The organism is Streptomyces sp. Root1304, from assembly GCF_001426405.1.
Classification (GTDB): domain Bacteria; phylum Actinomycetota; class Actinomycetes; order Streptomycetales; family Streptomycetaceae; genus Streptomyces.
The window spans coordinates 313,646-340,637 of record NZ_LMEP01000002.1; the positions used below are offsets into that span (position 1 = coordinate 313,646).

Genomic DNA, 26,992 nt, shown 5'->3' on the forward strand with positions numbered 1-26,992 from the left:
CCTAGAGAAGCGGGGCGACCTCCGTGCCGAAGGCCGCCATCTGGTCGATGAGTTCGGTACGGCTCCGGGAGCGGAACCGGACCTGGATCTGGTGCACGCCCATCTCCCCGTACGCGCGCAGGGACGCGGCGATCTCCTCCGGCGCGCCGGTCAGGGCGCGCCGGCCGACCCGCCAGGCGGGCGTGCCGACGTACAGCGGCTCGGCGATGGCGCCGATGGTGATCGGATCCGCGATCCCGGCCTCGGCGCGGAGCCGCAGCAGCTTCCGGATCTGCTCGGCGAGCTGTTCGCGCGGGTCGCCCTGGGGGAGCCAGCCGTCGCCCTTGAGCGCGGCGCGGCGCACGGCGGCCGGGGAGGAGCCGCCCACCCAGAGCGGGACCCGCACCTGTGCCGGCCGGGGCCGCTGGCCCAGGTCCTTGAAGGCGAACCGCTCCCCCAGGTGCTCCGGGAACTCCTCGGGGCCGAGCGCGGCCCGCAGCGCGTCGACGGTCTCGTCGAGCACGGCGCCCCGCCGCGCGAAGTCCACGCCGAGCGCCTCGAACTCCTCCTGGACGTGCCCGGCGCCGACCCCGAGGACCAGCCGGCCGCCGGAGAGGTGGTCGAGCGTCGCGTACGCCTTGGCCGTGACCAGCGGATGGCGCAGCCCGACGACGGCGACGTGCGAGAGGAGCCGGACCCGCCGGGTGGCGGCGGCGAGGAAGGAGAGCGTGGCGACCGGGTCGTACCAGACGGTGCTCATGGCCTCGGCGAGCCGGCGCGGGATGGCGACGTGGTCGCAGCTCGCGAGGTAGTCGAAGCCGTACTCCTCGGCGGCCCGCGCGACGGCCAGCAGGTCGGCGGGCCCGGCGTCCGCCTCCCAGGGCTCGGCGTAGATCGCGCTCTGGGACTGGACGGGCAGCTGCATCCCGTAGACCACCATGGGACCCTCCTCGACACCGATGCCTGACGGACCGTCACTTCACTGGGCGGGGCCCATGCTCGTACCTGACGGTCCATCAGACAAGGGGTGGGAGCCTACCGGCCCGGCACCCTTCGGATCAGGGCACCCAGAGGCCCTCCGGGCTCAGGCCCAGGAGGTCGATCGCGTTGCCCCGTACGATGCGCTCCACGACGTCCGGGGCCAGGTGGCCCATCTGTGCCTCGCCGACCTCCCGCGACTTCGGCCAGGTCGAGTCCGAGTGCGGGTAGTCCGTCTCGTACAGGACGTTCGCCGCCCCGATCGCGTCGAGGTTCCGCAGCCCGAAGGCGTCGTCGAAGAAGCAGCCGAAGACGTGCCCGGCGAACAGCTCCGACGGCGGGCGCAGCACCTTGTCCGCGACCCCGCCCCAGCCCCGGTTCTCCTCCCAGACCACGTCGGCGCGCTCCAGGATGTACGGGATCCAGCCGATCTGCCCCTCCGCGTACATGATCTTCAGGTCGGGGAAGCGCTCGAACTTGCCGCTCATCAGCCAGTCGACCATCGAGAAGCAGCAGTTGGCGAAGGTGATCGTGGAGCCGACGGCCGGCGGGGCGTCGGCCGAGGTGGACGGCATCCGGCTGGACGAGCCGATGTGCATGGCGATGACCGTGCCGGTCTCGTCGCAGGCCCGGAAGAAGGGGTCCCAGTGGTCCGTGTGGACCGAGGGGAGCCCGAGGTGCGGCGGGATCTCCGAGAAGGCCACCGCCCGGACCCCGCGCGCGGCGTTGCGGCGGACCTCGGCGGCGGCGAGTTCCGGGTCCCAGAGCGGGATGAGGGTGAGCGGGATCAGCCGCCCGTGGGCCTCGGGCCCGCACCACTCCTCCACCATCCAGTCGTTGTACGCCCGGACGCAGAGCAGCCCCAGCTCGCGGTCGCTCGCCTCGGTGAAGGTCTGCCCGCAGAAGCGCGGGAAGGTGGGGAAGCAGAGCGCGGACTGGACGTGGTTGACGTCCATGTCGGCCAGCCGGTCGGGCACGGAGTGCGAACCGGGCCGCATCTGCTCGTACGTGATGACTTCGAGGCGTATCTCGTCCCGGTCGTAGCCGACGGCGGTGTCGAGCCGGGTCAGGGGCCGGTGCAGGTCCTCGTAGACCCACCAGTCGCCGACCGGGCCCTCGTCGCCCTTGGCCCCCATCACCGGGGCGAACTTCCCGCCGAGGAAGGTCATCTCCTTCAGCGGGGCGCGGACGATCCGGGGGCCGGTGTCGTGGTAGCGGGACGGAAGCCGGTCCCGCCAGACGTGCGGGGGCTCCACGGTGTGGTCGTCCACCGAGATGATCCTGGGGAAGGTCCCGGTGCTCTCCGTGCTCTCCATGCTCTCCATGGCTTTCACGGTAGCGCCCATCTGACGGTCCGTCAGCTGTCGTGCCGTACAACGGTCGTACAACGGCCTCGTACCGGCCCTGCCCCGGGGCCGACCCGATGCTGACGGACTCCCTCCGGACAAGGCAGACTGTCCTGGGCGAAACCAGCGGTACGGGCAGGGGGAGCTATGGAGCGTGAAGACGGGCCGCGCGTTCCGGTGCAGCGGGCTCCGAGGAAGGGCACGGGGCCGGATGCGGGACCGGCCTCGGATTCGGGTTCCGACGTGGACGTGAGCACGGGTTCCGCCGCCGAGCTGCGGTTCGGCGTGCTCGGCCCCGTCCGCGCCTGGCGCGACGGCGCGGCCGTCCCCACCGGCTCCCCGCAGCAGCGCGCGCTGCTCGCCGCCCTGCTGCTCCGCGGCGGGCGGACCGCCACCGCGCACGAGCTGATCGACGCGCTCTGGGGCGAGGAGCCCCCCTCGCAGGCGCTCGCGGCGGTCCGTACGTACGCCTCCCGGCTCCGCAAGGCCCTCGACCCGAAGGTCCTGGTCAGCGAGTCCGGCGGCTACGCCCTGCGGACCTCCGCCGACGCGCTGGACCTCACCGCCGCCCAGGAACTCGCCGCGGAGGCCGAGAAGCTGCGCGCCGCCGGGGACCGTGCGGGCGCCCGCGCGCGGCTCGCGGAGGCGCTCGACCTGTGGGACGGCGAGGTGCTGGCCTCCGTACCCGGGCCGTACGCCGAGACGCAGCGGACCCGCCTGGAGGAATGGCGGCTCACCCTCCTCGAAACCCGCCTGGACATCGACCTGGAGGTCGGCGCGCACGCGGAGGCCGTGTCCGAGCTGACCGCGCTCACCGCCGCGCACCCGCTGCGGGAGCGGCTGCGCGAACTCCTCATGCTGGCGCTGTACCGCAGCGGACGGCAGGCGGAGGCGCTCGCCGTGTACGCCGACACGCGCCGGCTCCTCGCCGACGAGCTGGGCGTCGACCCCACCCCCGAGCTCTCCCGCCTCCAGCAGCGCATCCTCCAGGCCGACGCCGAGCTGGCCCGCCCGGTCGAGGAGGCCGCCCCGGCGGCGGCGCCCGTCGCACGCCCCGCCCAGCTCCCCGCGACCGTCCCGGACTTCACCGGACGGGACTCGTTCGTACGGGAACTCGGCGGCCGGCTGGCCACCGCCGAGGGCCACGTCATGGCGGTCTCGGCGCTCGCGGGCATCGGCGGCGTCGGCAAGACGACGCTCGCGGTGCACGTGGCGCACGAGGCCAGGCCGCACTTCCCGGACGGGCAGCTCTACGTGGACCTCCAGGGCGCGGGCTCCCGCGCCGCCGCGCCGGAGACCGTCCTCGGCTCCTTCCTGCGCGCCCTCGGCACCCCCGATTCGGCCATCCCGGACTCGCTCGACGACAGGGCGGCGCTGTACCGCTCGACGCTCGACGGCCGCCGGGTCCTGGTCCTCCTGGACAACGCCCGTGACGCCGCCCAGATCCGCCCGCTGCTGCCCGGCACGGCCGGCTGCGCGGCGCTCGTCACCAGCCGCATCCGGATGGTCGACCTGGCGGGCGCGCACCTGGTGGACCTGGACGTGATGTCCCCGGAGGAGGCGCTGCGGCTGTTCACCCGGATCGTGGGCGAGGAGCGGGTGCGGTCGGAGCGCGAGGCGGCCCTCGACGTGGTCGCGGCCTGCGGATTCCTGCCGCTCGCGATCCGTATCGCGGCCTCCCGTCTGGCGGCCCGGCGCACCTGGACGGTCTCGGTCCTGGCGGCGAAGCTGGCGGACGAGCGCCGCCGGCTCGACGAGCTCCAGGCGGGCGACCTGGCGGTCAAGGCGACCTTCGAACTCGGCTACGGGCAGCTGGAGCCGGCCCAGGCGCGCGCGTTCCGTCTGCTCGGCCTGGCCGACGGCCCGGACATCTCCCTGGCGGCGGCGGCAGCGGTCCTGGACCTGCCCCAGTGGGACACGGAAGACCTGCTGGAGGCCCTGGTCGACACCTCGCTCCTGGAGTCGGCGGCCCCGGGCCGCTACCGCTACCACGACCTGGTCCGCCTCTACGCGCGTGCGTGCGCCGACCGCGACGAGCAGCCCCCGTCGGAGAAGGAGGCGGCGATCTCCCGGCTCCTGGACTTCTACCTCTCGACGGCGGCGCGCGTGTACGCGATCGAGCGGCCCGGCGACCGGCTGGTCGACCACCTGGAGCCCACGGCGTACGAGGGCCTCGCCTTCACCGACCGCCACGAGGCCCAGGACTGGCTGTACGCGGAGGCGAACTGCCTCCTGGCCACGGTCCGCCAGTCCGCGGCGTCCCCCGGCACCCTCCGCCGGGCGGTGGACCTGCTGTGGGCGTCGCTGGACCTGGCGGAGTCGGGCGCGAACTCGAAGGAGTACGAGGCGGTGGCGACGGTGCTGCGGGGGGCGGCGGGCGAGGCGGGTGACGTGCGGGCCGAGGCCCGCGCGGCCAACACGCTGGCCTATGTGCACCACTACCAGGGCCGCTTCGACCAGGCCGGCCGCGAGGCGGAGGAAGTGGCCCGTGCGGCCCGGTCCGTGGACGACCCCCTGCCCGTCTGCTGGGCGCTGAACGTGATGGGCGCCATCGCGCTCTACCAGGGGCGGCACGAGGACGGGGACACGCACTTCACCCTGGCCATCACCGAGTTCCGGGCCTCCGGGGACCGCGCCGGCGAGGCCTCGGCCCTGTGCAACCTCTCCCGGCTGCGGCTCGCCGCGGGCCGCAAGGACGACGCCGTCCGCATGGCCCAGCAGGGGTCCGACATGTACGACGACATGGGGCACGCCCTCAAGGGCGCCAACGGGCGGTACGCGCTCGGCCTCGCGCTCACCGAGAGCGGGCACCTCACGGCCGCCGCGGAGCGGCTCCGCGAGGCGCTGGACGTCTTCGTGGACAGCCGCCAGCGGCTGTGGGAGGGCATGACCCTCTTCCGTATCGCCGAGGTCGACATCAGGGCCCAGCAGTACGGTGCGGCGGCCGCCGGGGCCGAGAAGGCCCTGTCCGTGCTCCGCGGCATCGGGGGCGACTGGCGGCGGGGCAACGTCCTCACCGTCCTCGGCCGGGCCCTGCACGCCATCGGGCAGTCGGGCCGAGCGCAGATCTGCTGGCAGGAGGCCCTCGACATCTACGAGGAGCTGTCCTCGCCGGAGGCCGCCGAGGTCAGGGCCCTGCTGGCGCCGCTCGCGGCGGCCTGACCCGGACCCGGCCGTACGCGTTCATCATTCGTTTATCGCCCCCCGGCAGACTTCATCTCATCGATCCGTCGTGTCGGGGGGCAGACGGGTCGCCGGTGAGGTCACCACCCGGACGCACTAGGGTGATCGGCCCGAAGGAGCCCGTCCGACCGTCCACGGGGGAACAGCCGGACGGGCTCCGCCCACCAGCACACGAAGCCACCACCAGGAGGGGATCACCATGGGCGACACCACTGCCAAGGACCCGGTCATCACGCCGGAGAACCTGCACGTCACCGGTACGGAGACCGAGCAGATCGGCACCAAGAACCTGCACGTCACGTCCGAGCCGGCCGACGCCATCGCGGACAAGGTCCTCGGCGAGGGAGCCCCCGCCGAGAACCTCCACGTCACGACCGAGCCGGCCAACTAGGCCATTCCCGACGGGGAACGGTCACGGCGGCGACTTCGGGGGAGCCGCCGGGACCGACCGCGGAGGACCGGTCGACGGGGGAGCACACGGGCCCGGGGGACGCCGGGAGGGATCCAGGGGGAATCCATCCGGCAGGGCCCGTGCGCAACGCGATCGGACCACCGCACACAGAAGGGGCCGGGCACACGCCCGGCCCCTTCGGCGTGCGCGCCGACCCGCTCTCACGCCCGCCCCGCCCTCACTTGCCCGCCCGCAGCTCCCCCTTCACCACCTTCCCGCTCGCGTTCCTCGGGAGTTCCGTCACGAACTCGACCTCCCTGGGGACCTTGAAGTTCGCCATCTCCCGGCGCGACCAGGCGATGAGGTCGTCCGCCGTGACCCGGGAGCCCGGGCGGCGGACCGCGAAGGCCTTGCCGACCTCGCCCAGGCGGGGGTCGGGGATGCCGATGACGGCGACGTCCGCGATGTCGGGGTGGAGGCCCAGGAGTTGTTCGATCTCCGCCGGGTAGGCGTTGAAGCCGCCGACGATGAACATGTCCTTCAGGCGGTCGGTGATGCGGAGGTTGCCGGCCTCGTCGAGGACGCCGATGTCCCCGGTGTGCAGCCAGCCGTCCGCGTCGACCGCCGTCGCCGTCGCCGCCTCGTCCTCGAAGTACCCGCGCATCACGTGGTGGCCGCGGACCAGGACCTCGCCCGATGCGGAGAGGCGGAGCTCGGTGCCGGGGATCGGGCGGCCGGAGGTCGTGGCGATCGTCTCGTCGGGGTCGTCGCGGCGGCACATGGTGACGATGCCGCTCGCCTCGGAGAGGCCGTACGCCGTGAGGACCGTGCCGACGCCCAGCTCGGAGCGGAGGCGTTCGACGAGCCGGAGCGGGACCACGGCCGCGCCGGTCACGACCAGGCGGAGAGTGGAGAGGTCGTGGGCGGCGCGGGCCGGGTGGTCCAGGAGGGACTGGTGGAGGGTGGGCGGTCCGGGCAGGACCGTGACGCGTTCGGCGGTGATGTTGGCGAGGACGGTGTCCACGGTGAAGACGGACTGCGGGACGATCACCGCGCCCCGCATCAGACAGGCGAGGATGCCGGCCTTGTAGCCGAAGGTGTGGAAGAAGGGGTTGACCACGAGGTAGCGGTCGCCCTCCCGGAGCCCGGCGAGATCGGACCAGATCGCGTAGCAGCGCAGGGTCTGGGCATGGCTGATGACGGCGCCCTTGGGGCGGCCGGTGGTGCCGGAGGTGTAGATGATGTCGGAGGGGGCCTCGGGGTCGATGCCGTCGGCGCGGGCGCGGACGCGGGCGGCCGGGACGGCGTCGCCCTCGGCGAGGAAGGCCTTGAGGGTCGTCCAGCCCGCTTCGTCGGGGGCGGTGTCGCCGAGGACGACCACCCGTTCCAGGTCCGGGAGTTCGATCCCCGAGCGGCGCAGGGAGGCCACGTACGAGGTGCCGAGGAAGGTGCCGGTGACGAAGAGCAGCCGGGCCCGGGAGCGCTGGAGGATGTGGGCGGCCTCGGTGCCCTTGAAGCGGGTGTTGAGGGGGACGAGGACGGCGCCGGCGGTGACCGCGCCGAGGGCGGAGACGATCCAGTCGAGGGTGTTGGGGGCCCAGATCGCGACCCGGTCCCCCGCCCGTATGCCGGTGGCGAGGCAGGCGGCGGCGGCCCGCTCGACGCGTTCGCCGAGTTCGGCGTAGGTGACGCGGACGCGGCCGTCGACGACGGCCTCCCGCGGTCCGTGGCGCTCGGCCGCGGCCCGGACGAGCCCGGGGATCGTGCCCCACTCCAGGTCGCCGCGCAGGTCCCTCGCCGGGTCCATGTCCATACCCCACCTCCCGTAGCTGACTATCCGTCAGATTAGTTGTAACCTGACGCGCTGTCAGCAGTGCTGCCCCATGAGGAGGTTCGGTGCTCAAGGACGCCACGGCCATCGTCGGAATCGGACAGACCGCCTTCGCGAAACAGCTTCCCGAGACCGAGAAGGCGCTCGCCTGCCGGGCGATCCTCGCCGCTCTCGACGACGCCGGGATCGACCCTTCCGAGGTCGACGGTTTCGCCTCGTACACGATGGAGGAGACCGACGAGGTCGAGGTCGCCAAGGCCATCGGCGCCGGCGACGTCACCTTCTTCTCCAAGGTCGGCTACGGCGGCGGCGGCTCCTGCGCCACCGTCGGCCACCTCGCCGCCGCCGTCGCCACCGGGCAGGCGAACGTCGGCGTCGCCTGGCGGTCCAGGAAACGGGGCTCCGGCCCCCGGCCCTGGAAGAACACCGCCGTCCAGCTGCCCACCCCCGGCCAGTGGACCCGCCCCTTCGGGCTGCTCCGCCCCGCCGACGAGATCGGCATGCTCGCCCGCCGCTACATGCACGAGTACGGCGCCACCCGCGACCACCTCTTCAACGTCGCCCTGGCCTGCCGCAACCGCGCCAACCAGAACCCCGCCGCGATCATGTACGACCGCCCGCTGACCCGCGAGATGTACATGACCGCCCGCTGGATCAGCGAACCCCTCTGCCTCTTCGACAACTGCCTGGAGACCGACGGCGCCCTGGCGTGCGTGATCGTCTCCGCCGAGCGGGCCCGCGACTGCCGCCAGAAGCCCGTCTACGTGCACTCCGCCGCCCAGGGCCTGCCCTCCCAGCACCACGGCATGGTCAACTACTGGAACGACGACCCGCTCTCGGGCCCCGCCTGGACCGCCGCCCGGCACCTGTGGAAGCAGGCCGACTTCGGCCCCCAGGACGTCGACGTCGCCCAGATCTACGACGCCTTCACGCCGCTCGTCCCGCTCTCGCTGGAGGGCTACGGCTTCTGCGGCCGGGGAGAGGGCGCGGCCTTCACCGAGGGCGGCGCCCTGGAGATCGGCGGCCGGCTGCCCCTCAACACCGGCGGCGGCGGACTGAGCGAGGCGTACGTCCACGGCTTCAACCTCATCAACGAGGGCGTGAAGCAACTGCGCGGCACCTCCACCGCCCAGGTCCCCGACGCCGCGACCTGCCTGGTCACGGCGGGCGAGGGCGTCCCCACATCGGCCATCCTGCTGAGGAGCTGAATCCAGATGCTCACACCGGTCATCGACGAGGACGGCGCCCCCTTCTGGGACTACACCGCCCGGGGCGAACTCCGCGTCCAGAGCTGCGCCGACTGCGGCGAACTGCGTTTCCCGCCCCGCCCCTGCTGCCCGCACTGCCGCTCCTTCGCGAGCGAGTGGCGCCTGATGTCGGGGCGCGGCCGGATCTGGTCGTTCGTCCTGCCCCACCCGCCCCTCCTGCCCGAGTACGCGGCCCAGGCCCCGTACAACGCGGTGCTCGTCGAACTCGCCGACGCCCCCCACATCCGGCTCGTCGGCAACGTCGTCGCCACCCCGCACGCCCCCCTGAACTCGGTCGACCCGGCCCGGCTCCGGATCGGCGCCGCCGTGAAGGTCGCCTTCACCGAGACCGGCGGTCTCACCGTCCCCCGCTGGATCCTGGAGCGCGGATGAGCATCCGGGTCGACCGCGACAAGGAGACCGGGGTGGCCGTCGTCACCCTCGACCGGCCCGAGAAGCACAACTCCGTCACCCTGGAGATGGCCCGCGAACTCACCGCCGTCTGGCGGGGCTTCCGCTACGAGGACGAGATCCGCGCGATCGTCGTCACCGGGGCCGGCGGGCGGGCCTTCTGCACGGGGATCGACCGGGACGCCGCCGGGAACGTGCCCCAGCCGTCCTCCCCGTACACGATCGACGACCCCCTCCTCGCCCTCGGCCCCAAGGCGAACGACCTGTGGAAACCGGTGATCGCCGCCGTCGAGGGGATGGCCTGCGGCGGCGCGTTCTACCTGCTCGGCGAGTCCGAGTTCCTGGTCGCCGCCGAGGACGCCACCTTCTTCGACCCGCACACCACCTACGGGATGGTCAGCGCCTTCGAGACCGTCCACATGGCGCTGCGGATGCCCCGCGGGGAGATCGCCCGGATGGCGCTGACGGGCAGCGCGGAACGGATCTCCGCCCGGCGGGCGTACGAGACGGGGCTGGTCTCCGAGCTGACCCCGCCCGGCGGGGCGCTGGAGGCCGCCCGCGCGGCCGCCGCCGTCATCGCCTCCTACCCGACGGAGGCCGTCCAGGGCACGGTCCGGGCGCTGTGGTCCGTGCACGAGGCGGCCAGGGCGCAGGCGCTGGCGCACGCGCCGCACCTGGTGACGCTCGGGAACCTGCCGGCGGACCGGCAGTCCGAGCTGTTCACCGGGAGGGCCGGCGGATACCGGCTGCGCTGACGCGACGGGCCCCGCTACTGCTCGGTCACGCTGTCGACCGTGCAGCTCTTCACCCGGGCGAGGTCCTTCGCGTCGCGCACGAAGGCCTCGAACTCCTTCTCGGCGCCGTTGACGGTGACGTCGACGATGTCCGTCTCCACCACCATGCCCTTGACGTCCTTGAACTTCACGGTGACCACGAACGTCCCCCGGACCTGGAGGTCGTTCGGGGTGATCCTCAGGGTCGCGCTCGAGTCGGCCGCGCGGGCCGGCTTGCCCTTGCGCTTCTTCTGGGCGGGCTTCACGCAGTCGACGACCACGACCTCGGCCCGCGCCGTGGCGGACGGCGACGGCGTGGGGTCCGTCGTGTACGAACCGGAGCCCGAACCGGAGCCGGAGCCGCCCGAACCGTCGTAGTCGTCGTTGCTCTTCTCGTCGCTGGAGCAGCCGCCGCCCGAGTCGTCGTCCGAGTGGCCGCGGCTCTTGCTCTTGCCGCTCTTGCTCTTCCCGCTGCCGCCGCCGCTGCTGCTGCCGTGGCCGCTCTTCCCGGTGTGGAATCCGGTCAGCGCCAGCACCACGATCGTGAGCGTCGCCGCGAGCTTCAGGCGTGTGCGTACCATCGCCGCTCCCCGTTCCTTCTGTCGTGTCCGCGCCACCATAGCGCCGCTCCGGTGCCGCCTGGCGGGCCCCCCGCACCCGGCGTAGCGTCGGGAACGAGAGCCGGACCGGCAAGGAGGCCGCAACGATGATCCGCAACGTGGCCGGTGCGGTGCTGGCTCTCGTCGGAGCGACGGCCGCCGTCTGGAGCCCCTTCCGTGCCTGGTACGACGGCCGTCACGGCCGTGACTACGCCATCGACGAGCTGTTCACCGGCATCACGGACGCCAAGTCCGACGTGCTCGGCTCGATCCTGGCGCCGTTCCTCTTCGCCGCCCTCCTCACCGTGCTCGGTGTGGTGCTGCGCTCCCGCCTGCTCGTCGCCCTCGCCGGGGTCGTCGTCCTCGGCTTCACCATCCTCTGGATGGTGCGGGTCGGGCAGGCCGAGGGGCAGCTCACCGTCGGCGGCGGCGGTACGGGGCTCGGCGACGGGGTCGCGAACGCCCTCGGCGGCGGAATCCTGTTGCTGCTCGGCGCGCTCGTCATGTCGGGCAGGTCCCACGCGCCGCACCGGGTGGACCGGGCCCCCGGGCCCACCCACCCGACGCCGGCCGGCCCGCCGCCGGAGAGCACGCCGGAGAGCACGCGGGACCGGACGGCGGACGCGCCCACGAGCGAGTACCCGCGCCCGGACCCGTACGGGAAACCCGACCCCTACGGGAATCCCGACCCCTACGGGCCGCCCGAACAGCCGGACCGGCCGCCCGAGCAACCCCGGCCCTAGGCCAGCGGCTCAGGGCTCAGCGCCCCGCCGAACCCCGTCCCGTGGCCGTGCCCTTCACCGCGTCCAGCGCGTACACGCAGCGGTCCTTGCTGCACGCGTACACGACCCCGCCCCTGGCCACCGGCGAACCGGTGATCTCGCCGCCGGTCGCGAGCTTCCAGCGGAGCTGGCCGCCGGTCGCGTCCAGCGTGTAGAGGACGTGGTCGGCCGAGCCGAAGTGCACCCGGCCGTCGGCGACCACCGGGGAGCCGACCAGCTCGCCGCCCGCCGCGAACCGCCAGCGGGGCGTGCCGGTGACCGCGTCGAGGGTGTACAGCGCGCTGCCGCTGCCGACGTGCACGTTGCCGTCGGCGACGAGCACCGGCTCGGTCGACTGCCGCGGCTCGGTCGCGATCCGCCAGCGGTCCTGGCCGGTGGTCGCGTCGAGCGCGTACACCGTGCCGAGGTGGTCCGAGAGGTACACCCCGCCGCCCGTGACCGCCGGGCCCGGCGCGAACGCGGGCGGCGAGACGAAGACGGCCGGCGCCTCGAAGTGCCAGCGCACGTGACCGGCGGCGATGTCGATCGACAGGACCCGCGTGCCGGCGGACACGTACACGCAGCCGTCCTCGGCCGGGGCCACCCGGACGGGCACGCCCGCGCAGGAGGCGGCGTCGCCGATCGGGTACGACCAGCGCTCCACGCCCGTCCGGGCGTCGAGGGCCTGGAGCCGGGCCTCCCGCCACACGTACACGGTGTCGCCGTGCACGGCGGGCCCCGCCTCCGGGGTCTCGAAGTCGGTCTGCGCGCCGGTGATCTCCCACAGCTTCGCGCCGTTGGAGGCCTCCCAGCCCTGCACCCCGCCGCCGCGCGTGCCGGTGACGACCGTGCCCCGGTCGACCTGGAGGGAGTACACCCAGGCGTCGGTGCGCAGCCGCCACCGCTCGCCGCCGTCGGTGGCGTCGAGGGCGTAGAGCGTGGGTCCGTCGGAGGCGTGGATGCGGCCCGCGGCGACCGCCATCGACCAGGCCACGTCCCGGGTCTTGAACTGGCGCCGGCCGCTGCCGGTGTCCAGGGCGTGTACCTCGAACGAGGTCACGTACAGCAGGTCCCCCTCCACGACCGGGGTACCCCACACGTCGTTCGACATCCGGAAGCGCCAGGGCCGCCAGGGGCCGGGCTCCGGGGGCGCGGTGTGGTCGGGTCCCTGCCCGGGGACGTGGACCGGGCGGGCACCGGGCTGCGGGCCGGGCTCCCCGGCGTGCGAGCCGTGGTCCGCGCCGTGCGGGCCGCCGCCGGGCGGACGGATCCAGCCGGTGGCCGGGCCCGCGTCGGCGCCCCGGCCGACGGCGAGCGCGGCACGGGTGTCGGCGACCCGGGGGCCGGGGCCGATCGGGACGGTCGCGCCGCCCAGGCGTACGGGTCCGCCGGCGCTCTCGGCGGGGCCGGCGTGCCGTCCGCCGCCCGGGCCGCCGACAGGGGCCGGCTCGGGGAAGCGGGGGTCGCCGGGCGGCAGGGGCGGCGGCGGGGGCGTGCGCCGCGCCACCGGTACGCCGACGGGGGCCGGACGGCGGCCGCCCCGACGGGTCTCGATCATGGCGGTGGCGCTCGCCGGCAGCCAGGCCGAGGCCGTCCCGCTGTCGTCGCTGCCGGGGCCGAAGAGGTGCGGGGCCAGCTGCGCCTGGAGGTCGGCCGGGGTGGGCCGGCGGCTGACGTCCATCTGCATGCAGGACTCGATGAGGGGCCGCAGCTCCTCGGGCAGGCCCTCCAGGTCGGGGCCCTCGCGGAGCAGCATGAAGACGGTCTCGACCGGGTTCGCTCCGTGGAAGGGCGCGTGGCCGGTGGCGGCGAAGACCAGCATCGAGCCGAGCGAGAAGACATCGCTCGCGCCGGTGACGCTGCGGGAGTCGCGGGCCTGCTCGGGAGACATGTAGGCCGGGGTGCCGACGGCGACGTTGGTCATGGTCAGGCGCGTGTTGGAGACGCCCGACGCGATGCCGAAGTCGATCACCCGGGGGCCGTCCTCGACGACGAGGACGTTGGAGGGCTTGAGGTCGCGGTGGACCAGACCCGCGCCGTGGATGGACTGCAGGGCCTCGGCGACGCCGGCGGCCAGCCAGCGCACGGCCTGGGCCGGGAGCGGTCCGCACTCGTTCACTATCTCTTCGAGCGAGGGCGCGGGGACGTAGGCGGTCGCCAGCCAGGGCACGGCGGCGCGCGGGTCGGCGTCGACGACGGCGGCCGTGTAGAAGCCGGAGACCGCCCGCGCGGCCTCCACCTCTCGGGTGAAGCGGACCCGGAACAGCTGGTCCTCAGCGAGCTCCGTGCGCACGGTCTTGATCGCCACGCGCCGGCCCGATGCCGAGCGCGCGAGATAGACCAGGCCCATTCCGCCCGCGCCGAGCCGGCCCAGCACCTCGAAGGGCCCGATACGTCTCGGGTCGTGCTGCGTCAGCTGTTCCACTTGCCTGCCACCTCCCCGTACGGGCCATGAGGGTACGGCCCTGGCCCTGATTCTTCCTGTCCGAGGGCCCGGTTGCGAACCCGGGGGCGGATCGGGGTGTCACAGGTCATATCAGACGGGGGGTGCGGCGGGCTCCGTCAGGCAGTGGCGGCGGGCTCCGTCAGCTCGCGTCGGCGGGTTCCGCGAGGACCGCGAAGCGGGCGCCCTGGTTGTCGTGGAGGACGGCGATGCGGCCGTGCGGGGTGTCGAAGGGCGGGGTGGCGACCCGGCCGCCGAGGCGGGTGGTGATCGCGCAGGCCTCGTCACAGTCCTCGACGGCGAAGTAGACGAGGACGTGGCCGGGCATCGCGGCGGGGAAGTCGTCGGTGATCACGGCCCGCCCGCCGAAGGAGCTGTCGTCGCCGGGCCGGGAGCCGGGGGGCGACCAGACGCGGTAGTCGAAGCCCGCGTCCCTGCCCTCCTCCTCGGGGTCGGCCTGGCGGCCGAGGTAGCCGAAGACGGTCGCGTAGAAGGTGTCGACGGCCTCGGGGCGGCGCGTGTACACCTCCATCCAGCAGAAGGCGCCCGGTTCGTTCGTGGTCTCGAAGCCGTCCTCGTCGCCCTGCTGCCGGAGTCCGAAGACGGCGCCGCCGGGGTCGGCGGCGAGCGCCAGGACGCCGAAGGGGCCGACGGGGTAGGGCTCCATGACCATCTGGCCCCCGGCGGCCCTGATCCGGGTGGCGAGGGTGCCGGCGTTCCCGGTCGCGAGGTAGAGCGTCCAGGTGGTGGGCATGCGGCCGTCGCTCTTGGGGAGGAGACCGGCGACCCTGCGCCCGTCGAGGAGCGCCTCGTCCCGCTCGGGGTCGAAGGTCCAGCCGAAGAGCTCGCCGTAGAAGCGCTTGCCCGCTTCCAGGTCGGGGAGTTGTGCGTCCACCCAGCAGGGGGTGCCCTCAATGCGTACGGCCATGGGATCACGCTAGGTCCGGGACGGCGGTCCCGCACGCCCCGACATACGAACAAAAGGACGATTTATCGGCGCACAACCCTTGGGGCTCTTGAGTTGTCCACCGAAGTTGTCCACAGGCTGTTCATAAGCCTATTCGGGTACGGGGCTCCCGCCGCCGCCTCCACCACCCCTGGGGAGTGGCGCGATCCCACCCCTCCCCCACGGCACTCCCTCCCCGGAGACACGCGTGCCGACCTCGTAGAACACGGGCGGACGGGGGGTGCACCCCATTTGCAGTCGGCCGAATCGCGCGCCGACACCCCCTCGGTAAGCTGACGGCATGACAGGACAAGTACGCACCGTCGACGGCCGCGTGGCCGGACGACGCGGCCAGGCGACGCGGCAGAAGCTGCTCGACTGCCTCGGTGAGATGCTCAGCTCCTCGCCCTACCGGGACGTCAAGGTCATCGATGTGGCCCGGAAGGCGGGTACTTCACCCGCGACGTTCTATCAGTACTTCCCGGACGTCGAGGGCGCGGTTCTCGAGATCGCGGAGGAAATGGCCAAGGAGGGCGCCGGGTTGACCGAGCTGGTCTCCGGCCGCTCCTGGGTCGGCAAGGCCGGCTGGCAGACCTCCGAGGAACTCGTCGAAGGCTTCCTGGACTTCTGGCGGAAGCACGACGCGATCCTCCGGGTCGTGGACCTCGGCGCCGCCGAGGGCGACAAGCGGTTCTACAAGATCCGCATGAAGATCCTGAACTCGGTCACCAACTCCCTCACGGACGCGGTGAAGGAGCTCCAGGCCAAGGGCAAGGTCGACAAGGAGGTCAGTCCGGCCGCCATGGCGGGCTCCCTGGTGGCGATGCTGGCCTCGGTCGCCGGCCACCAGAAGGGCTTCACGACCTGGGGCGTGAAGCAGGCCGAACTCAAGCCCAACCTCGCCCTGTTGGTGCATCTGGGCATCACCGGAAAGAAGCCGACCAGATAGCCCCACCCACTCCTTCACCCGTCCTGTCGTCGACGCCGACGGCGGCCCGCCCCCAACGGACCGCCGTCGGCGTCGCCGTGTCCGGGGGCGTACGGGGACGGGGGCGTACGCCTTCCCGGGCGGAGTACGCCTTCCCGGGACCCGTACGCCGAAGGGGCGGCGTTCCCCGACCCTGGTCGGAGTACGCCGCCCTCTGGCGGTACGGGTGCGGGAGGTGCCCGCGCTCATGCCGGTTACTGCGGGTCGCGCTTGAAGGAGGCCGTCGACCAGCGGTAGCCGAGGGCGGCCAGGGCGATCGACCAGCCGACCGCGAGCCAGCCGTTGTGGCCGATCTCGGTGCCGAGCAGCAGACCGCGCAGGGTCTCGATGGCCGGCGTGAAGGGCTGGTACTCGGCGATCGGCTGGAACCAGCCCGGCATCGCGTCGATCGGGGTGAACGCGCTGGAGATGAGCGGCAGCAGGATCAGCGGCATCGCGCTGTTGCTGGCCGCCTCCGCGTTCGGGCTGGCCATGCCCATCCCGACCGCGATCCAGGTGAGCGCCAGGGCGAAGAGCGCGAGCAGGCCGAACGCGGCCAGCCACTCCAGGACCGTGGCGTCCGTGGACCGGAAGCCGATGGCGACGGCGACGGCGCCGACCAGGACCACGCTGGCGACCGACTGCAGGACGCTGCCGACGACGTGCCCGATGAGGACCGAACCGCGGTGGATCGCCATGGTGCGGAAGCGGGCGATGATGCCCTCGGACATGTCGGTGGAGACCGAGACGGCCGCGCCGATGACGGTGCTGCCGATGGTCATCAGCAGGATGCCGGGGACGACGTAGGCGATGTAGGCGGAGCGGTCGGCGCCGCCGCCCGCGATCCCGGCGCTCATCACGTCGCCGAAGATGTAGACGAAGAGCAGCAGGAGCATGACCGGGGTCAGCAGCAGGTTCAGGGTCAGCGACGGGTAGCGCCGGGCGTGCAGGAGGTTGCGGCGCAGCATCGTGGACGAGTCGCGGACGGCGAGGGCGAGAGTACTCATCGGGCGTTCTCCTTGGTCGGGTCGTGCTGGGCCGGCACGTCGGCGCCGGTCAGGGCGAAGAACACGTCGTCCAGGTCGGGGGTGTGCACGGTCAGTTCGTCCGCCTCGACGCCGGCCGAGTCCAGCCGGTCGAGGACGGCGCGCAGTTCGCGCTGGCTGCCGCCGCTGGGGACCTGGAGGGACAGGGCCTCGTCGTCCCCGGTGGCCTCGCCGAGCGCGAGGAGCGCGGAGCGGTAGGCGGCCGGGTCGGTGAAGCGGAGCCGTACGTGTCCGCCGGGGACGATCCGCTTCAGTTCGTCCGCGGTGCCCTCGGCGGCGATCCGGCCGCCGTGGAGCACGGCGATGCGGTCGGCGAGCTGATCGGCCTCCTCCAGGTACTGGGTGGTGAGGAAGACGGTGACGCCGCCGGTGACGAGTTCGCGGATGATCCCCCACATGGTGTGGCGGCTGCGCGGGTCGAGGCCGGTGGTGGGTTCGTCGAGGAAGATGATCCGCGGGTCGCCGACCAGCGTCATCGCGATGTCGAGGCGGCGCTTCATGCCGCCGGAGTAGCCGGCGGCGGGCTTCTTCGCGGCCTCCACCAGGTCGAAGCGCTCCAGGAGTTCGGCGGTGACCCGCCGCCCCTCGCGCCGGGACAGATGGTGCAGGTCCGCCATCAGGAGCATGTTCTCCTCGCCGGTGATCAGACCGTCGACGGCGGAGAACTGGCCGGTGACGCCGATCGAGGCGCGGACCGCCTGCGGGTCGGCGGCGAGGTCGTGGCCGCCGACGCGCAGGTCGCCGCCGTCGGCGGAGACGAGGGTGGAGAGGATCTTGACCGCGGTGGTCTTGCCGGCGCCGTTCGGGCCGAGCAGGGAGAAGACGGTGCCTTCCGGTACGGCGAGGTCGATGCCGTCGAGCACGACCTTGTCGCCGTAGGACTTGCGCAGCCCGTTCGCCGCGATGGCCAGGTTGCTCATGGGAGGTGTTCCTTCCGAGGGGGCGGGCGGGGTCACAGGCTGCGGGCGGTGATGTCGCCGTAGGCGGTGGTGGCGTGGATGGTCAGGGTGGCGCCGGCGCCCTCGCTGTTCCGGAGCGAGTTGTGGATCCGGCCGTAGCCGGTCCCGGCGTCCAGCGAGGCGGAGACGCCGCGGGCGGCGCCGACCGAGATCTCGCCGTGGGAGGTGCGCAGGGTGACCGCGCCGCGCACGGCCTCGGTGACGCGGATGTCGCCCTTCTGGGTGGTGATCTCCGCGGGGCCGTTCAGGCGTCCGGCCGAGATGTCGCCGGCCTGGACGGTGAGGCGGGTGGTCGCCGCCTCGTCGATCTTGACGGTGGCCTGCGCGCTCTCGAAGTCGATGTCGCCGAGGCGTCCGACGACCCGGAGTTCGGCGCTGGCCGTCCTGGCCTCGACGCGGGAGTCGGCGGGCAGCTGGACCGTCACCTCGACGGAGCCGGGGTTGCCGAGGACGCGGTTCTTCGGGGCGGGGGCCTCGATGCGGAGGACTCCGTCGCCGTAGACGACCTGGATCTGCTCGGCCGCCTTCACGTCGCGGCTCTTGCCGGCGTCGGCGGGCAGGACCTCGACGGTGGTGTCGGCACGGTCGGCGGCGATGAGGCGGATGCGGCCGGCGGGGATGTCGAGGACGGCGGTGACGGGGGTGGTGGTGGCGAACTTCTGCATGGTGGCTCTCCTTGGATCCGTTCTTTCCGATGAGGGAAAAGCTACGTTGCGTTTCCAAGTCGAGCAACACCCTTGATGCGCAAGAACCCCGAAATTGCAGGTGAGATGGGCTAATTCATTGCAACGGTTCTGGAGCTAACGCAACGACAGATCGCACCTTCGTTGCAATGGACTGAACGTGAACGCTATGCTGGGCCGTCACGGACCACAGAGGAGGCCCCGATGCCGGGCGGCAGGCTCACCCAGCAGGAACGTCGGCAGATCGCAGGGGGGCTGACCGACGGCCTCGCCTACGCGGAGATCGCCCGTCGGCTCGATCGCCCCACCTCGACGATCACGCGCGAGGTCATGCGCAACGGCGGACCCACCGGCTACCGCGCCGACCAGGCCCACCGCGCCACCGAGAACCGCGCCCACCGGAGCAAGCAGGCCGCGCCGAAGGCGGCCGCGGCCGCGCCGGAGCAGCCGCACGGGCGGGACGCCGAGTCCGTCCGCGCGTACGAGGAGGTCTTCACGGCCGTCATGCTGCAGTCGGGCATGCCCCCGATGGCGGCCCGGGTGATGGCCGCCCTCTGTCTGACCGACTCGGGCAGCCTCACCGCGGCCGACCTCGTCCGGAACCTCCAGGTCAGCCCGGCGTCGGTCTCCAAGTCGATCGCGTTCCTGGAGAGCCAGGGCATGGTCCGCCGGGAGCGCGACGAACGCCGCCGCGAGCGCTACACCGTCGACAACGACATCTGGTACCAGTCGATGCTGGCCAGCGCCCGGGCCACCGCGCAGATCGTCGAGACCGCGCGGCAGGGCGTCGGGGTGCTCGGCGCCACGACCCCGGCCGGCGCCCGCATGGAGAACATCGCCCGCTTCCTGGACTTCGTCACCGAGAGCACGATCAGGGCGGCGGAACAGGCCCGCGCGATCCTGACGACGGAACCGGCGGCGACGGCGGGGCCGGTGGCGCCGCAAGGGGACGCGGAACCGGAAGGGGACGCGGAACCGGACGCGACGGAGGGGCCCGACCCGACGGCGTGAGCCCCGGTCCGAGCCCCCTCCCTCAGACCCCGCCCTCCCGCCGCGTCAGCCGGAAGAGTCGGATCTCGCGGTCCACCCGCGCCTGGTACGTGGCGTACGGCGGCCAGAACTCCAGCGCCGCGCGCCAGGCCTCCGCCCGCTCCTCGCCCGCCAGGAGTTCCGCCCGTACGGGTACGTCCTCGCCCCGCCAGTTCACCTCGACGTCCGGGTGGGCGAGCAGGTTCGCCGTCCACGCCGGGTGGCCGGGGCGGCCGAAGTTGGAGCCGATGAGCAGCCAGCGGCCGTCGGGCTCGGGCATGCAGGCCAGCGGGGTCACCCGGGGCTGCCCGCTCTTCGCGCCCCGCGCGGTGAGCACGACCCCGGGCAGCATCTGGGCGCTGAGCAGCACCTTCCCCCGGGTCAGCCGGTGCACGGCCTTGTCCATGGCGGGCACGACGTGCGGGCCGATCCGGGCGAAGGTCCGGGTGGAGGACATCTTCTGCATGAGCTTGCGTCCGACGGGCATAAAGGGCCTTTCGTTGGGATCTGGCCGGATCAGGGAGCGGGGCCTGGTGTCGTGGATCGCAAGGCGGAGGAGGGAGTCATGGCGGAGCCATGCCGACCGACGACAACGCGGCGAGGCGCGGCGCCAGGCCCCGCGAGCCCGGCCGGATCCCGACGAAAGGCCCTACGCGGCCACCTCTCCGAAGAGTCCGGTCCGTTCCGCCGCGCGGGCGCGCAGGCGTCGCACGGGGCCGAAGAGCAGTTCGTCGGAGGCGGCCCGCTTGAAGTAGAGGTGCGCCTCGTGCTCCCAGGTGAAGCCGATGCCGCCGTGCAGCTGGATGGACTCCCCCGCGGTGGCGCGCAGTGCCTCCAGGGCGTGGGCGAGGGCGAGTGGCCCGCTGTCGGGTCCGGGGTCCGGCTCGCGGGCGGCGCAGTAGGTGAGCGAGCGGGCGGCCTCGACCTGGACGTACAGGTCGGCGAGGCGGTGCTTGACCGCCTGGAAGGAGCCGACGGGCCGGCCGAACTGTTCGCGCGAGCCGACGTGGGCGACGGTCCGGTCGAGGGCCTCGCGGGCGGCGCCGACGGCCTCGGCGGCGATCATCACGGCGGCGGCCCGGCCGGTGGTGGCGAGGGCGCCGAGCACGTCGGCCGGTTCCTCGCCGAGGAGTTCGGCCTCGGTGTCCCGGAACTGGACGGTGGCCTGGGCCCTGGTGAGGTCCAGGGTGGGCTGCCGGGTCCGTACGAGCCCGGGGGCGCCCTCCTCCGCCCGTACGAGGAAGAGCAGGGTCCGGCTGCGGGCGAAGCCGCCGGTGTGCGCGGCGACGAGCAGCAGTCCGGCGCTGTGTCCGTCGACGACCTGCGCCGCCTCGCCGTAGAGCCGCCAGCCGCCGTCGGCGGGGCGGGCCTGGACGCCGCCCGCGCGGCCGCCGCCGGACCAGTCGTCGGCGGTGTTGTCGCCGGTCAGGCCGAGGGCGAGGGCGAGGGCGCTGCCGGGGACGGCGAGTGCGCAGGTGAGGCTCCCGTCGGCGAGGCGCGGCAGGAGTGCGGTGCGCTGGCCGGGGGTGCCGAGGGCGGCGAGGAGCGGCGCGGCGAGGACGCTGGTGGCGAGGAGCGGGGAGGGGGCGAGGGCCCGGCCGGTCTCCTCGCAGGCGAGGGCGAGTTCGGCGGGTCCGCAGCCGACACCGCCGTACTCCTCGGGGAGGGCGAGCCCGGCGAGGCCGAGGGTCCCGGACATCCGGGCCCACAGCTCGGGGTCGTACCCCTGGGGGGTGGCGGTGGCCGCGCGGTTCTCGTGCGGCCCGGCCCGTTCGGCGAGCAGGTCCCGCAGGGTGCGGCGGATCTCCTCCTGCTCGTCGGTGAGCGGGGCGGCGAGCGAGGCGGTTCCGGCGGCGAGCGCTGCGCTGTCGGCGGCGTCCATGGGGCTCCCTCCGTATCTGACGGTGCGTCATGCTAGGGCGGGGCGGGGCCGGTTGCCAGAGATGCGCCGGTTCCGATCGCATGAATCTGATGTACCGTCAGATTCATGCCCACCACCATGCGCAGCTCCCGCCGCGTCGCCGTCGTCGGCGTCTCCCTCTCCGACGGCGGCCGGGTCGACGAGGCCACTCCGTACGCCCTGCACGCCCAGGCCGCCCGGCGGGCCCTCGCGGACAGCGGCCTGGACCGCTCCCTGATCGACGGCCTGGCCTCGGCCGGCCTCGGCACCCTGGCACCGGTCGAGGTCGCCGAGTACCTGGGGCTCCGGCCCCGCTGGGTGGACTCGACCGCCGTCGGCGGCGCCACCTGGGAGGTCATGGCCGCGCACGCCGCCGACGCGATCGCCGCGGGCCACGCGAACGCGGTGCTCCTCGTGTACGGCTCCACCGCGCGCGCCGACATCCGCGCCCGGCGCCGCACCTCGAACCTCTCCTTCGGTTCGCGCGGCCCGCTCCAGTTCGAGGTCCCCTACGGGCACACCCTGATCGCCAAGTACGCGATGGCCGCCCGCCGCCACATGCACGAGTACGGGACGACCCTGGAGCAGCTCGCCGAGGTCGCCGTCCAGGCGCGGGCGAACGCGGCGCTCAACCCCGAGGCGATGTTCCGGGACCCGATCACGGTCGACGAGGTCCTCGACGGCCCGATGATCGCGGACCCCTTCACCAAGCTGCACTGCTGCATCCGCAGCGACGGCGGCTGCGCGGTGCTGCTCGTCGCCGAGGAGTACGTCCAGGACTGCCGCACCGCCCCGGTCTGGGTGCTCGGCACGGGCGAGCACGTCTCGCACACCACCATGTCGGAGTGGGAGGACTTCACGGTCTCGCCGGCGGCGGTGAGCGGCCGGCTGGCCTTCGAGCGGGCGGGCGTCCGGCCCGCCGACATCGACCTCGCCGAGATCTACGACGCCTTCACCTACATGACCCTGGTGACCCTGGAGGACCTGGGTTTCTGCGCGAAGGGCGAGGGCGGGCCGTTCGTCGAGAAGGGGCGCCTGACGGTGGGCGGCGGCGGGCTGCCGGTGAACACGGACGGCGGCGGCCTCTCCGCCTGCCATCCGGGGATGCGGGGGCTGTTCCTCCTGGTGGAGGCGGTACGGCAGTTGCGCGGCGAGGCGGAGGGACGGCAGGTGCGGCGGGCGGACGGCTCGCTGCCCGAGCTGGCGGTGGCCTCGGGGACGGGCGGCTGGTTCTGCTCCTCGGGGACGGTGGTGCTCGGCCGGTCGTAGCCCCGGCCCGAGAATCTATACAGGCGTCATAGACAGCCGTGTAGGACATCCGTATAGTCATGTCTGCGGGCAGGGGAACGGCCCGCAGACACCCGACAAGGAGTCCTGCCGTGAACGCCGTGAACAGCACCCCGAAGACCGCCAAGACCGTCCTGATCTCCGGCGCCTCGATCGCCGGCCCCGCCCTCGCCCTCTGGCTGCACCGCTACGGCTTCGCCCCCACCGTCGTCGAGCGCGCCCCCGAACTCCGCACCGGCGGCTACAAGGTGGACATCCGCGGCACCGCGATCGAGGTCTGCCGCCGGATGGGCGTCCTCGACGAGATCCGGGCCAACTCCACCGACATGCGCGGCGGTTCGTACGTCGACGGCTCGGGCCGCACCATCGGCGAGCTGCCCGCCGACGTCTTCGGCGGGCGCGTCGAGGAGGACGACGAGATCATGCGCGGCGAGCTCGCCCGCATCCTGTACGAGCGGACCCGCGACGACGTCGAGTACGTCTTCGGCGACTCGATCGGCTCCCTCACGGAGGACGCCGACGGCGTCACCGTCACCTTCGAGAGCGGCGCCGTCCGCCGCTTCGACCTGGTCGTCGGCGCCGACGGGCTCCACTCCCACACCCGGAAGCTCGCCTTCGGCCCGGAGGAGCGCTACAAGCGCCACCTCGGCGCGTACATCTCCATCTTCACCGCCCCCAACCACCTCGGCCTGGACCGCTGGGAGACCTACCACGCGCTCCCCGGGAAGCTGGTCTGCGTCTACAGCTCGGCCGGCGAGAGCGACGCCAAGAACCTGTTCATCTTCTCCTCGCCCGAGGAACTCGCCCACGACCACCGGGACGTCGCCGCCCAGAAGCGCGCGCTCGCCGACCGGTTCGGCGGCGACGGCTGGGAGATCCCCCGCCTCCTCGGACACGCGGCCGGGGCCGGCGACTTCTACCTCGACTCCATGTCCCTGGTCGAGATGGACAGCTGGTCGAAGGGGCGCGTCGTCCTCCTCGGCGACGCCGCCCACTGCTCCTCCCCCGCCTCCGGCCAGGGCACCGGCCTCGCCCTCATCGGCGCCTACGTCCTCGCCGGGGAACTGGCACGGGCGGGCGGCGACCACACCCTCGCCTTCGCCCGCTACGAGCGGCACATGCGGCCCGGCGTCGAGCAGAACCAGAAGATGGCCGAGGGCTTCGTCAAGGAGATGACCGTCGGCTCCCGGTGGAAGATCGCGCTGCGCATGTTCATGGTGCGGACCCTGCCGAGGACCCCCTGGAAGAACCTCATCGCGAAGAAGATCCGCGACGGCATCCAGTCGGCGGCGAACGCCGTCCCGATCGAGGACTACGCCGCTCCCGCCCGCCCCGCCGGGCCCGGCGCCCCCACCGCCCCCGCACGTCCTACCGTGACCGCATGACCGACTTCCACCACGCCCTGCGCTCCCTGAAGGTCTGGGACACCGAGCTGCCGTCCTTCGACCCGGCGAGCGCCCCGCCCGAGCCGCTGCCGCTCTTCCACGAGTGGTTCACGGCGGCGGTCGCGGCCGGCCAGAGCGAGCCGCACACCCTCTCGCTGGCCACCGCCGACGAGGCCGGACGTCCCGACGTCCGCACCGTGATGCTGCACGACGCGGACGCCCGCGGCTGGCACTTCGCCTCCCACGCCACCAGCGCCAAGGGCCGCCAGCTCGCCGCCCGCCCCGAGGCCGCGCTCGGCTTCTACTGGCCGGTCCAGGGCCGCCAGGTCCGGGTCAGGGGCCATGTCACCACCGGCACCCCGGAGGAGGCGTACGCCGACCTCCACGCCCGTACCACCGGCGCCCTCGCCTCGGCCCTGGTCGGCCGGCAGAGCGAGGTCCTCGACTCCCCCGGGACCCTCGCGGAGGCGAGCGAGGCGGCCTGGCGGCGGGCCGGGGCGGAACCGGACGCCCCCTCCGCCACCTGGACGCTGTACGTCGTCGAACCGGCCGAGGTCGAGTTCTTCCAGGGCGACGCCCGCCGCCGCCACCTCCGCCTCCGCTACCGCCGCGACCCCTCGGCCCCCACCGGCTGGCTGCGCGAGCTGCTCTGGCCCTGAGGGCGCACCATGGAAGAGGAGGTGTGAGCCATGGGTACGTACATGGATGTCCACCGGGGCATGAAGGGCATCACGGCCGAGCAGCTGGACGAGGCCCACCGGGCCGACCTCGCCGTCGAGAAGGACGAGGGAGTCCACTTCGAACGGGCCTGGGCGGACCCCGATTCGGGGACCGTCTACTGCCTGTCGCACGGCCCGTCCGCCGAGGCCGTCCAGCGGGTCCACGCCCGCACGGGCCACGCGGCGGACGAGATCCACGAGGTGTCCCTCACGGTGTGAGGGGCGCGGGGCGACAGACAGGCCCTAGGGTTCCTCCCCCGTCCCGTACATCTCCTCGATCTCCCGCGCGAAGTCCCGCAGCACGGCCCGTCGTCTGAGCTTCAGGGACGGGGTGAGGTGCCCGGACGTCTCGGAGAGCTCGGCGGTCAGGAGCCGGAAGGCGCGGATCGACTCGGCCCGCGAGACGAGGCGGTTGGCGTCGTCCACCGCCCGCTGGACCGCGTCGAGCAGCTCCTCGTCCCGGGTCAGCTCCCAGAGCGCCAGATGGTCCTTGTGCCGCATCCGGCGCCAGTGCGTCAGGCCCTCGTGGTCGAGGGTGATCAGGGCGGTGACGTACGGGCGGTCGTCACCGACGACCACGCACTGGGCGATCAGCGGATGGGCGCGCAGCCAGTCCTCCAGGGGCCCCGGGGCGACGTTCTTGCCGGCCGAGGTGATGAGGATGTCCTTCTTGCGGCCCGTGATCCGCAGATAGCCGTCGGCGTCCAGGGCGCCCAGGTCCCCGGTGGGGAACCAGCCGTCGTCGGTGTACGGGACGGCGGCGCCGCGCGCCGCGTCCCAGTAACCGGCGAAGACATGGCCGCCCTTGAGCCAGACCTCGCCGTCGTCGGCGATCCGGACGGCGGTGCCCGGCAGCGGCCAGCCGACGGTCCCGGTGCGCGGCCGGCGCGGCGGGGTGACCGTCGAGGCGGCGGTGGTCTCCGTCAGGCCGTAGCCCTCGAAGACCTCGACGCCGGCGCCCGCGAAGAACTCGGCGAAGCGGGTGCCGAGCGGGGAGCCGCCGCAGATCACGTAGCGGACCCGGCCGCCGAGCGCGGTCCGGATGCGCCGGTAGACCAGCGGGTCGTACAGCGCCCGCGCGGCCCGCAGCGGGAGCGAGGGCGCGGCCGCCCGCCCGTACCGGCGGGCGATCCGGGCGGCGCGGTCGAAGGCGGCACCCTTGCCGCCGCTCTCGGCGGTGGAGCGGGCCTTGTTGTAGACCTTCTCCAGGACGTACGGGATGGCGAGCAGGAAGGTGGGGCGGAAGGCGGCGAGGTCGGTGAGGAGTTCCTCGCCCTCGACCGAGGGGGCGTGCCCGACACGGACCCGGGCCCGGACGCAGCCGACCGCCACCATTCGGCCGAAGACGTGGGAGAGCGGCAGGAACAGCAGGGTGGCGGCGGGTTCCTTGGTCTCCGAGACGAAGACGGGGTGGAGGAGCCGGACGGCGTTGTCGACCTCGGCGAAGAAGTTGGCGTGGGTGAGGGCGCAGCCCTTGGGCCGGCCGGTGGTGCCGGAGGTGTAGACGAGGGTGGCGAGGGTCTCCGGGGTGAGCAGGCCGCGGCGGGCGGTGACGGCCTCGTCGGCGACCCGGGCGCCCGCCCTGCGGAGCTGGTCGACGGCGCCGGTGTCGAGGACCCAGAGGTGGGTGAGGCCGGGCAGCTGCATCCGCTCGGCGGAGATCATCCGGGCCTGGGCGGCGTCCTCGACGACACAGGCGGCGGCGCCGGAGTCCTGGAGGATCCAGCGGGTCTGGAAGGCGGAGGACGTGGGGTAGACGGGGACGGTGACGAGTCCGGCGGCCCAGGCGGCGAAGTCGATCAGGGTCCACTCGTAGGTGGTGCGGGCCATCAGGGCGAGCCGGTCGCCGGGGCGGAGGCCCTGGGCGATCAGCCCCTTGGCGACGGAGTGCACCTCGGCGGCGAAGCGGGCCGCGGTGACGTCGTACCACTCCCCCTGCGGACCCTTGCGGGAGAAGAGGACGGCCTCCGGGTCCTGGCGGGCGTTGTCGTACGGCAGGTCGGCGAGGGAGCCGCGGCGGATCAGGGGGACGAGCGGGGGCAGGGACACCTCGCGCACCACGCCGTCGACCAGGGTCTTGTGCGGTTCGACCGGTTCGCTCTCGGATACGGCGGTGACGACGGACACGT

General features: G+C 73.3%; 24 protein-coding genes. 12 read left to right on the forward strand and 12 right to left on the reverse strand.

All coding sequences use genetic code 11. The annotated features are described in order from the left end of the window. Position 1 precedes the first annotated feature (1 nt). Positions 2 to 919 carry an LLM class F420-dependent oxidoreductase gene (locus ASD33_RS06340; RefSeq protein ID WP_056554651.1) on the reverse strand — a complete coding sequence of 306 codons (918 nt, stop codon included), beginning with the start codon at positions 917 to 919 and terminating at the stop codon, positions 2 to 4. Between the two features lie 118 nt (positions 920 to 1,037). Beyond that, positions 1,038 to 2,282 carry an amidohydrolase family protein gene (locus ASD33_RS06345; RefSeq protein WP_056554654.1) on the reverse strand — a complete coding sequence of 415 codons (1,245 nt, stop codon included), beginning with the start codon at positions 2,280 to 2,282 and terminating at the stop codon, positions 1,038 to 1,040. 168 nt (positions 2,283 to 2,450) lie between these two features. On the opposite strand from ASD33_RS06345, the gene ASD33_RS06350 reads away from it, so the two are divergent. Continuing rightward, the gene (locus ASD33_RS06350) at positions 2,451 to 5,465 is read left to right on the forward strand and encodes a BTAD domain-containing putative transcriptional regulator (RefSeq protein ID WP_079044600.1); all 3,015 of its coding nucleotides are present in this window, start codon (positions 2,451 to 2,453) and stop codon (positions 5,463 to 5,465) included. A 220-nt stretch (positions 5,466 to 5,685) separates the two neighbouring features. Continuing rightward, on the forward strand, positions 5,686 to 5,877 hold the full coding sequence (locus ASD33_RS06355) for a hypothetical protein (RefSeq protein ID WP_056554660.1): 192 nt from the start codon (positions 5,686 to 5,688) through the stop codon (positions 5,875 to 5,877). A 238-nt stretch (positions 5,878 to 6,115) separates the two neighbouring features. On the opposite strand, the gene ASD33_RS06360 is transcribed toward ASD33_RS06355, so the two are convergent. Beyond that, positions 6,116 to 7,666 (reverse strand): FadD3 family acyl-CoA ligase, encoded by a 1,551-nt coding sequence (locus tag ASD33_RS06360; protein WP_056554993.1) that lies wholly within the window; start codon positions 7,664 to 7,666, stop codon positions 6,116 to 6,118. A 107-nt stretch (positions 7,667 to 7,773) separates the two neighbouring features. Between ASD33_RS06360 and ASD33_RS06365 the strand changes: the two genes are divergently transcribed. From ASD33_RS06365 to ASD33_RS06375, 3 genes are read left to right on the forward strand one after another with little or no spacing between them, the layout of a single operon-like run. After that, positions 7,774 to 8,916 carry a lipid-transfer protein gene (locus tag ASD33_RS06365; protein ID WP_056554663.1) on the forward strand — a complete coding sequence of 381 codons (1,143 nt, stop codon included), beginning with the start codon at positions 7,774 to 7,776 and terminating at the stop codon, positions 8,914 to 8,916. 6 nt (positions 8,917 to 8,922) lie between these two features. Next, a complete protein-coding gene (locus tag ASD33_RS06370) occupies positions 8,923 to 9,348 on the forward strand; it encodes an OB-fold domain-containing protein (protein ID WP_056554666.1) in 426 nt (141 codons plus the stop codon). Next, the gene (locus ASD33_RS06375) at positions 9,345 to 10,121 is read left to right on the forward strand and encodes an enoyl-CoA hydratase/isomerase family protein (RefSeq protein WP_056554668.1); all 777 of its coding nucleotides are present in this window, start codon (positions 9,345 to 9,347) and stop codon (positions 10,119 to 10,121) included. Before ASD33_RS06370 ends, ASD33_RS06375 begins: the two co-directional genes overlap by 4 nt. Before the next feature lie 14 nt (positions 10,122 to 10,135). On the opposite strand, the gene ASD33_RS06380 is transcribed toward ASD33_RS06375, so the two are convergent. Further along, a complete protein-coding gene (locus tag ASD33_RS06380) occupies positions 10,136 to 10,720 on the reverse strand; it encodes a hypothetical protein (protein WP_056554671.1) in 585 nt (194 codons plus the stop codon). Between the two features lie 125 nt (positions 10,721 to 10,845). Here ASD33_RS06380 and ASD33_RS33900 point away from each other — a divergent pair, with 125 nt between their 5' ends. Beyond that, positions 10,846 to 11,481, forward strand: coding sequence for a hypothetical protein (locus ASD33_RS33900; protein ID WP_079044601.1), 636 nt, complete (start codon positions 10,846 to 10,848; stop codon positions 11,479 to 11,481). Between the two features lie 16 nt (positions 11,482 to 11,497). Here the strand turns inward: ASD33_RS33900 and ASD33_RS06390 are convergent, their stop codons facing one another. Both ASD33_RS06390 and ASD33_RS06395 read right to left on the reverse strand, forming a co-directional pair. Continuing rightward, a complete protein-coding gene (locus ASD33_RS06390; RefSeq protein WP_056554674.1) occupies positions 11,498 to 13,924 on the reverse strand; it encodes a PQQ-binding-like beta-propeller repeat protein in 2,427 nt (808 codons plus the stop codon). Between the two features lie 160 nt (positions 13,925 to 14,084). Beyond that, positions 14,085 to 14,870, reverse strand: a complete 786-nt coding sequence (locus ASD33_RS06395) for a VOC family protein (protein ID WP_056554678.1) — start codon at positions 14,868 to 14,870, stop codon at positions 14,085 to 14,087. A 319-nt stretch (positions 14,871 to 15,189) separates the two neighbouring features. Here ASD33_RS06395 and ASD33_RS06400 point away from each other — a divergent pair, with 319 nt between their 5' ends. Next, on the forward strand, positions 15,190 to 15,837 hold the full coding sequence (locus tag ASD33_RS06400; protein ID WP_056554681.1) for a TetR family transcriptional regulator: 648 nt from the start codon (positions 15,190 to 15,192) through the stop codon (positions 15,835 to 15,837). 233 nt (positions 15,838 to 16,070) lie between these two features. Here the strand turns inward: ASD33_RS06400 and ASD33_RS06405 are convergent, their stop codons facing one another. Genes ASD33_RS06405 through ASD33_RS06415 form a run of 3 tightly spaced genes read right to left on the reverse strand, consistent with a single transcriptional unit; the run spans position 16,071 to position 18,525 of the window. Then, positions 16,071 to 16,862 carry an ABC transporter permease gene (locus ASD33_RS06405; protein WP_056554684.1) on the reverse strand — a complete coding sequence of 264 codons (792 nt, stop codon included), beginning with the start codon at positions 16,860 to 16,862 and terminating at the stop codon, positions 16,071 to 16,073. Next, entirely contained in the window at positions 16,859 to 17,821 is a 963-nt protein-coding gene (locus ASD33_RS06410) for an ATP-binding cassette domain-containing protein (protein WP_056554687.1), read from the reverse strand. Before ASD33_RS06410 ends, ASD33_RS06405 begins: the two co-directional genes overlap by 4 nt. Before the next feature lie 32 nt (positions 17,822 to 17,853). Beyond that, complete coding sequence (locus ASD33_RS06415) at positions 17,854 to 18,525, reverse strand: DUF4097 family beta strand repeat-containing protein (protein ID WP_056554690.1); 672 nt, start codon at positions 18,523 to 18,525, stop codon at positions 17,854 to 17,856. 222 nt (positions 18,526 to 18,747) lie between these two features. Between ASD33_RS06415 and ASD33_RS06420 the strand changes: the two genes are divergently transcribed. Beyond that, positions 18,748 to 19,554 (forward strand): helix-turn-helix domain-containing protein, encoded by an 807-nt coding sequence (locus ASD33_RS06420; protein ID WP_056554693.1) that lies wholly within the window; start codon positions 18,748 to 18,750, stop codon positions 19,552 to 19,554. A gap of 22 nt (positions 19,555 to 19,576) precedes the next feature. Here the strand turns inward: ASD33_RS06420 and ASD33_RS06425 are convergent, their stop codons facing one another. Further along, entirely contained in the window at positions 19,577 to 20,059 is a 483-nt protein-coding gene (locus ASD33_RS06425; protein ID WP_056554696.1) for a nitroreductase family deazaflavin-dependent oxidoreductase, read from the reverse strand. A 162-nt stretch (positions 20,060 to 20,221) separates the two neighbouring features. Beyond that, positions 20,222 to 21,454 (reverse strand): acyl-CoA dehydrogenase family protein, encoded by a 1,233-nt coding sequence (locus ASD33_RS06430; RefSeq protein ID WP_056554700.1) that lies wholly within the window; start codon positions 21,452 to 21,454, stop codon positions 20,222 to 20,224. Between the two features lie 105 nt (positions 21,455 to 21,559). Here ASD33_RS06430 and ASD33_RS06435 point away from each other — a divergent pair, with 105 nt between their 5' ends. From ASD33_RS06435 to ASD33_RS06450, 4 genes are all read left to right on the forward strand, one after another. After that, entirely contained in the window at positions 21,560 to 22,741 is a 1,182-nt protein-coding gene (locus tag ASD33_RS06435; RefSeq protein ID WP_056554703.1) for an acetyl-CoA acetyltransferase, read from the forward strand. A 110-nt stretch (positions 22,742 to 22,851) separates the two neighbouring features. Beyond that, the gene (locus ASD33_RS06440; RefSeq protein ID WP_242426903.1) at positions 22,852 to 24,144 is read left to right on the forward strand and encodes an FAD-dependent monooxygenase; all 1,293 of its coding nucleotides are present in this window, start codon (positions 22,852 to 22,854) and stop codon (positions 24,142 to 24,144) included. Continuing rightward, positions 24,141 to 24,803 (forward strand): pyridoxal 5'-phosphate synthase, encoded by a 663-nt coding sequence (locus tag ASD33_RS06445; RefSeq protein ID WP_056554706.1) that lies wholly within the window; start codon positions 24,141 to 24,143, stop codon positions 24,801 to 24,803. The genes ASD33_RS06440 and ASD33_RS06445 overlap by 4 nt, the downstream gene beginning before the upstream one ends. 30 nt (positions 24,804 to 24,833) lie before the next feature. Then, positions 24,834 to 25,082 carry an SCO4226 family nickel-binding protein gene (locus ASD33_RS06450; protein ID WP_056554709.1) on the forward strand — a complete coding sequence of 83 codons (249 nt, stop codon included), beginning with the start codon at positions 24,834 to 24,836 and terminating at the stop codon, positions 25,080 to 25,082. A 24-nt stretch (positions 25,083 to 25,106) separates the two neighbouring features. Here the strand turns inward: ASD33_RS06450 and ASD33_RS06455 are convergent, their stop codons facing one another. Beyond that, positions 25,107 to 26,990 (reverse strand): AMP-dependent synthetase/ligase, encoded by a 1,884-nt coding sequence (locus ASD33_RS06455; RefSeq protein WP_056554712.1) that lies wholly within the window; start codon positions 26,988 to 26,990, stop codon positions 25,107 to 25,109. Between the last annotated feature and the right edge of the window lie 2 nt (positions 26,991 to 26,992).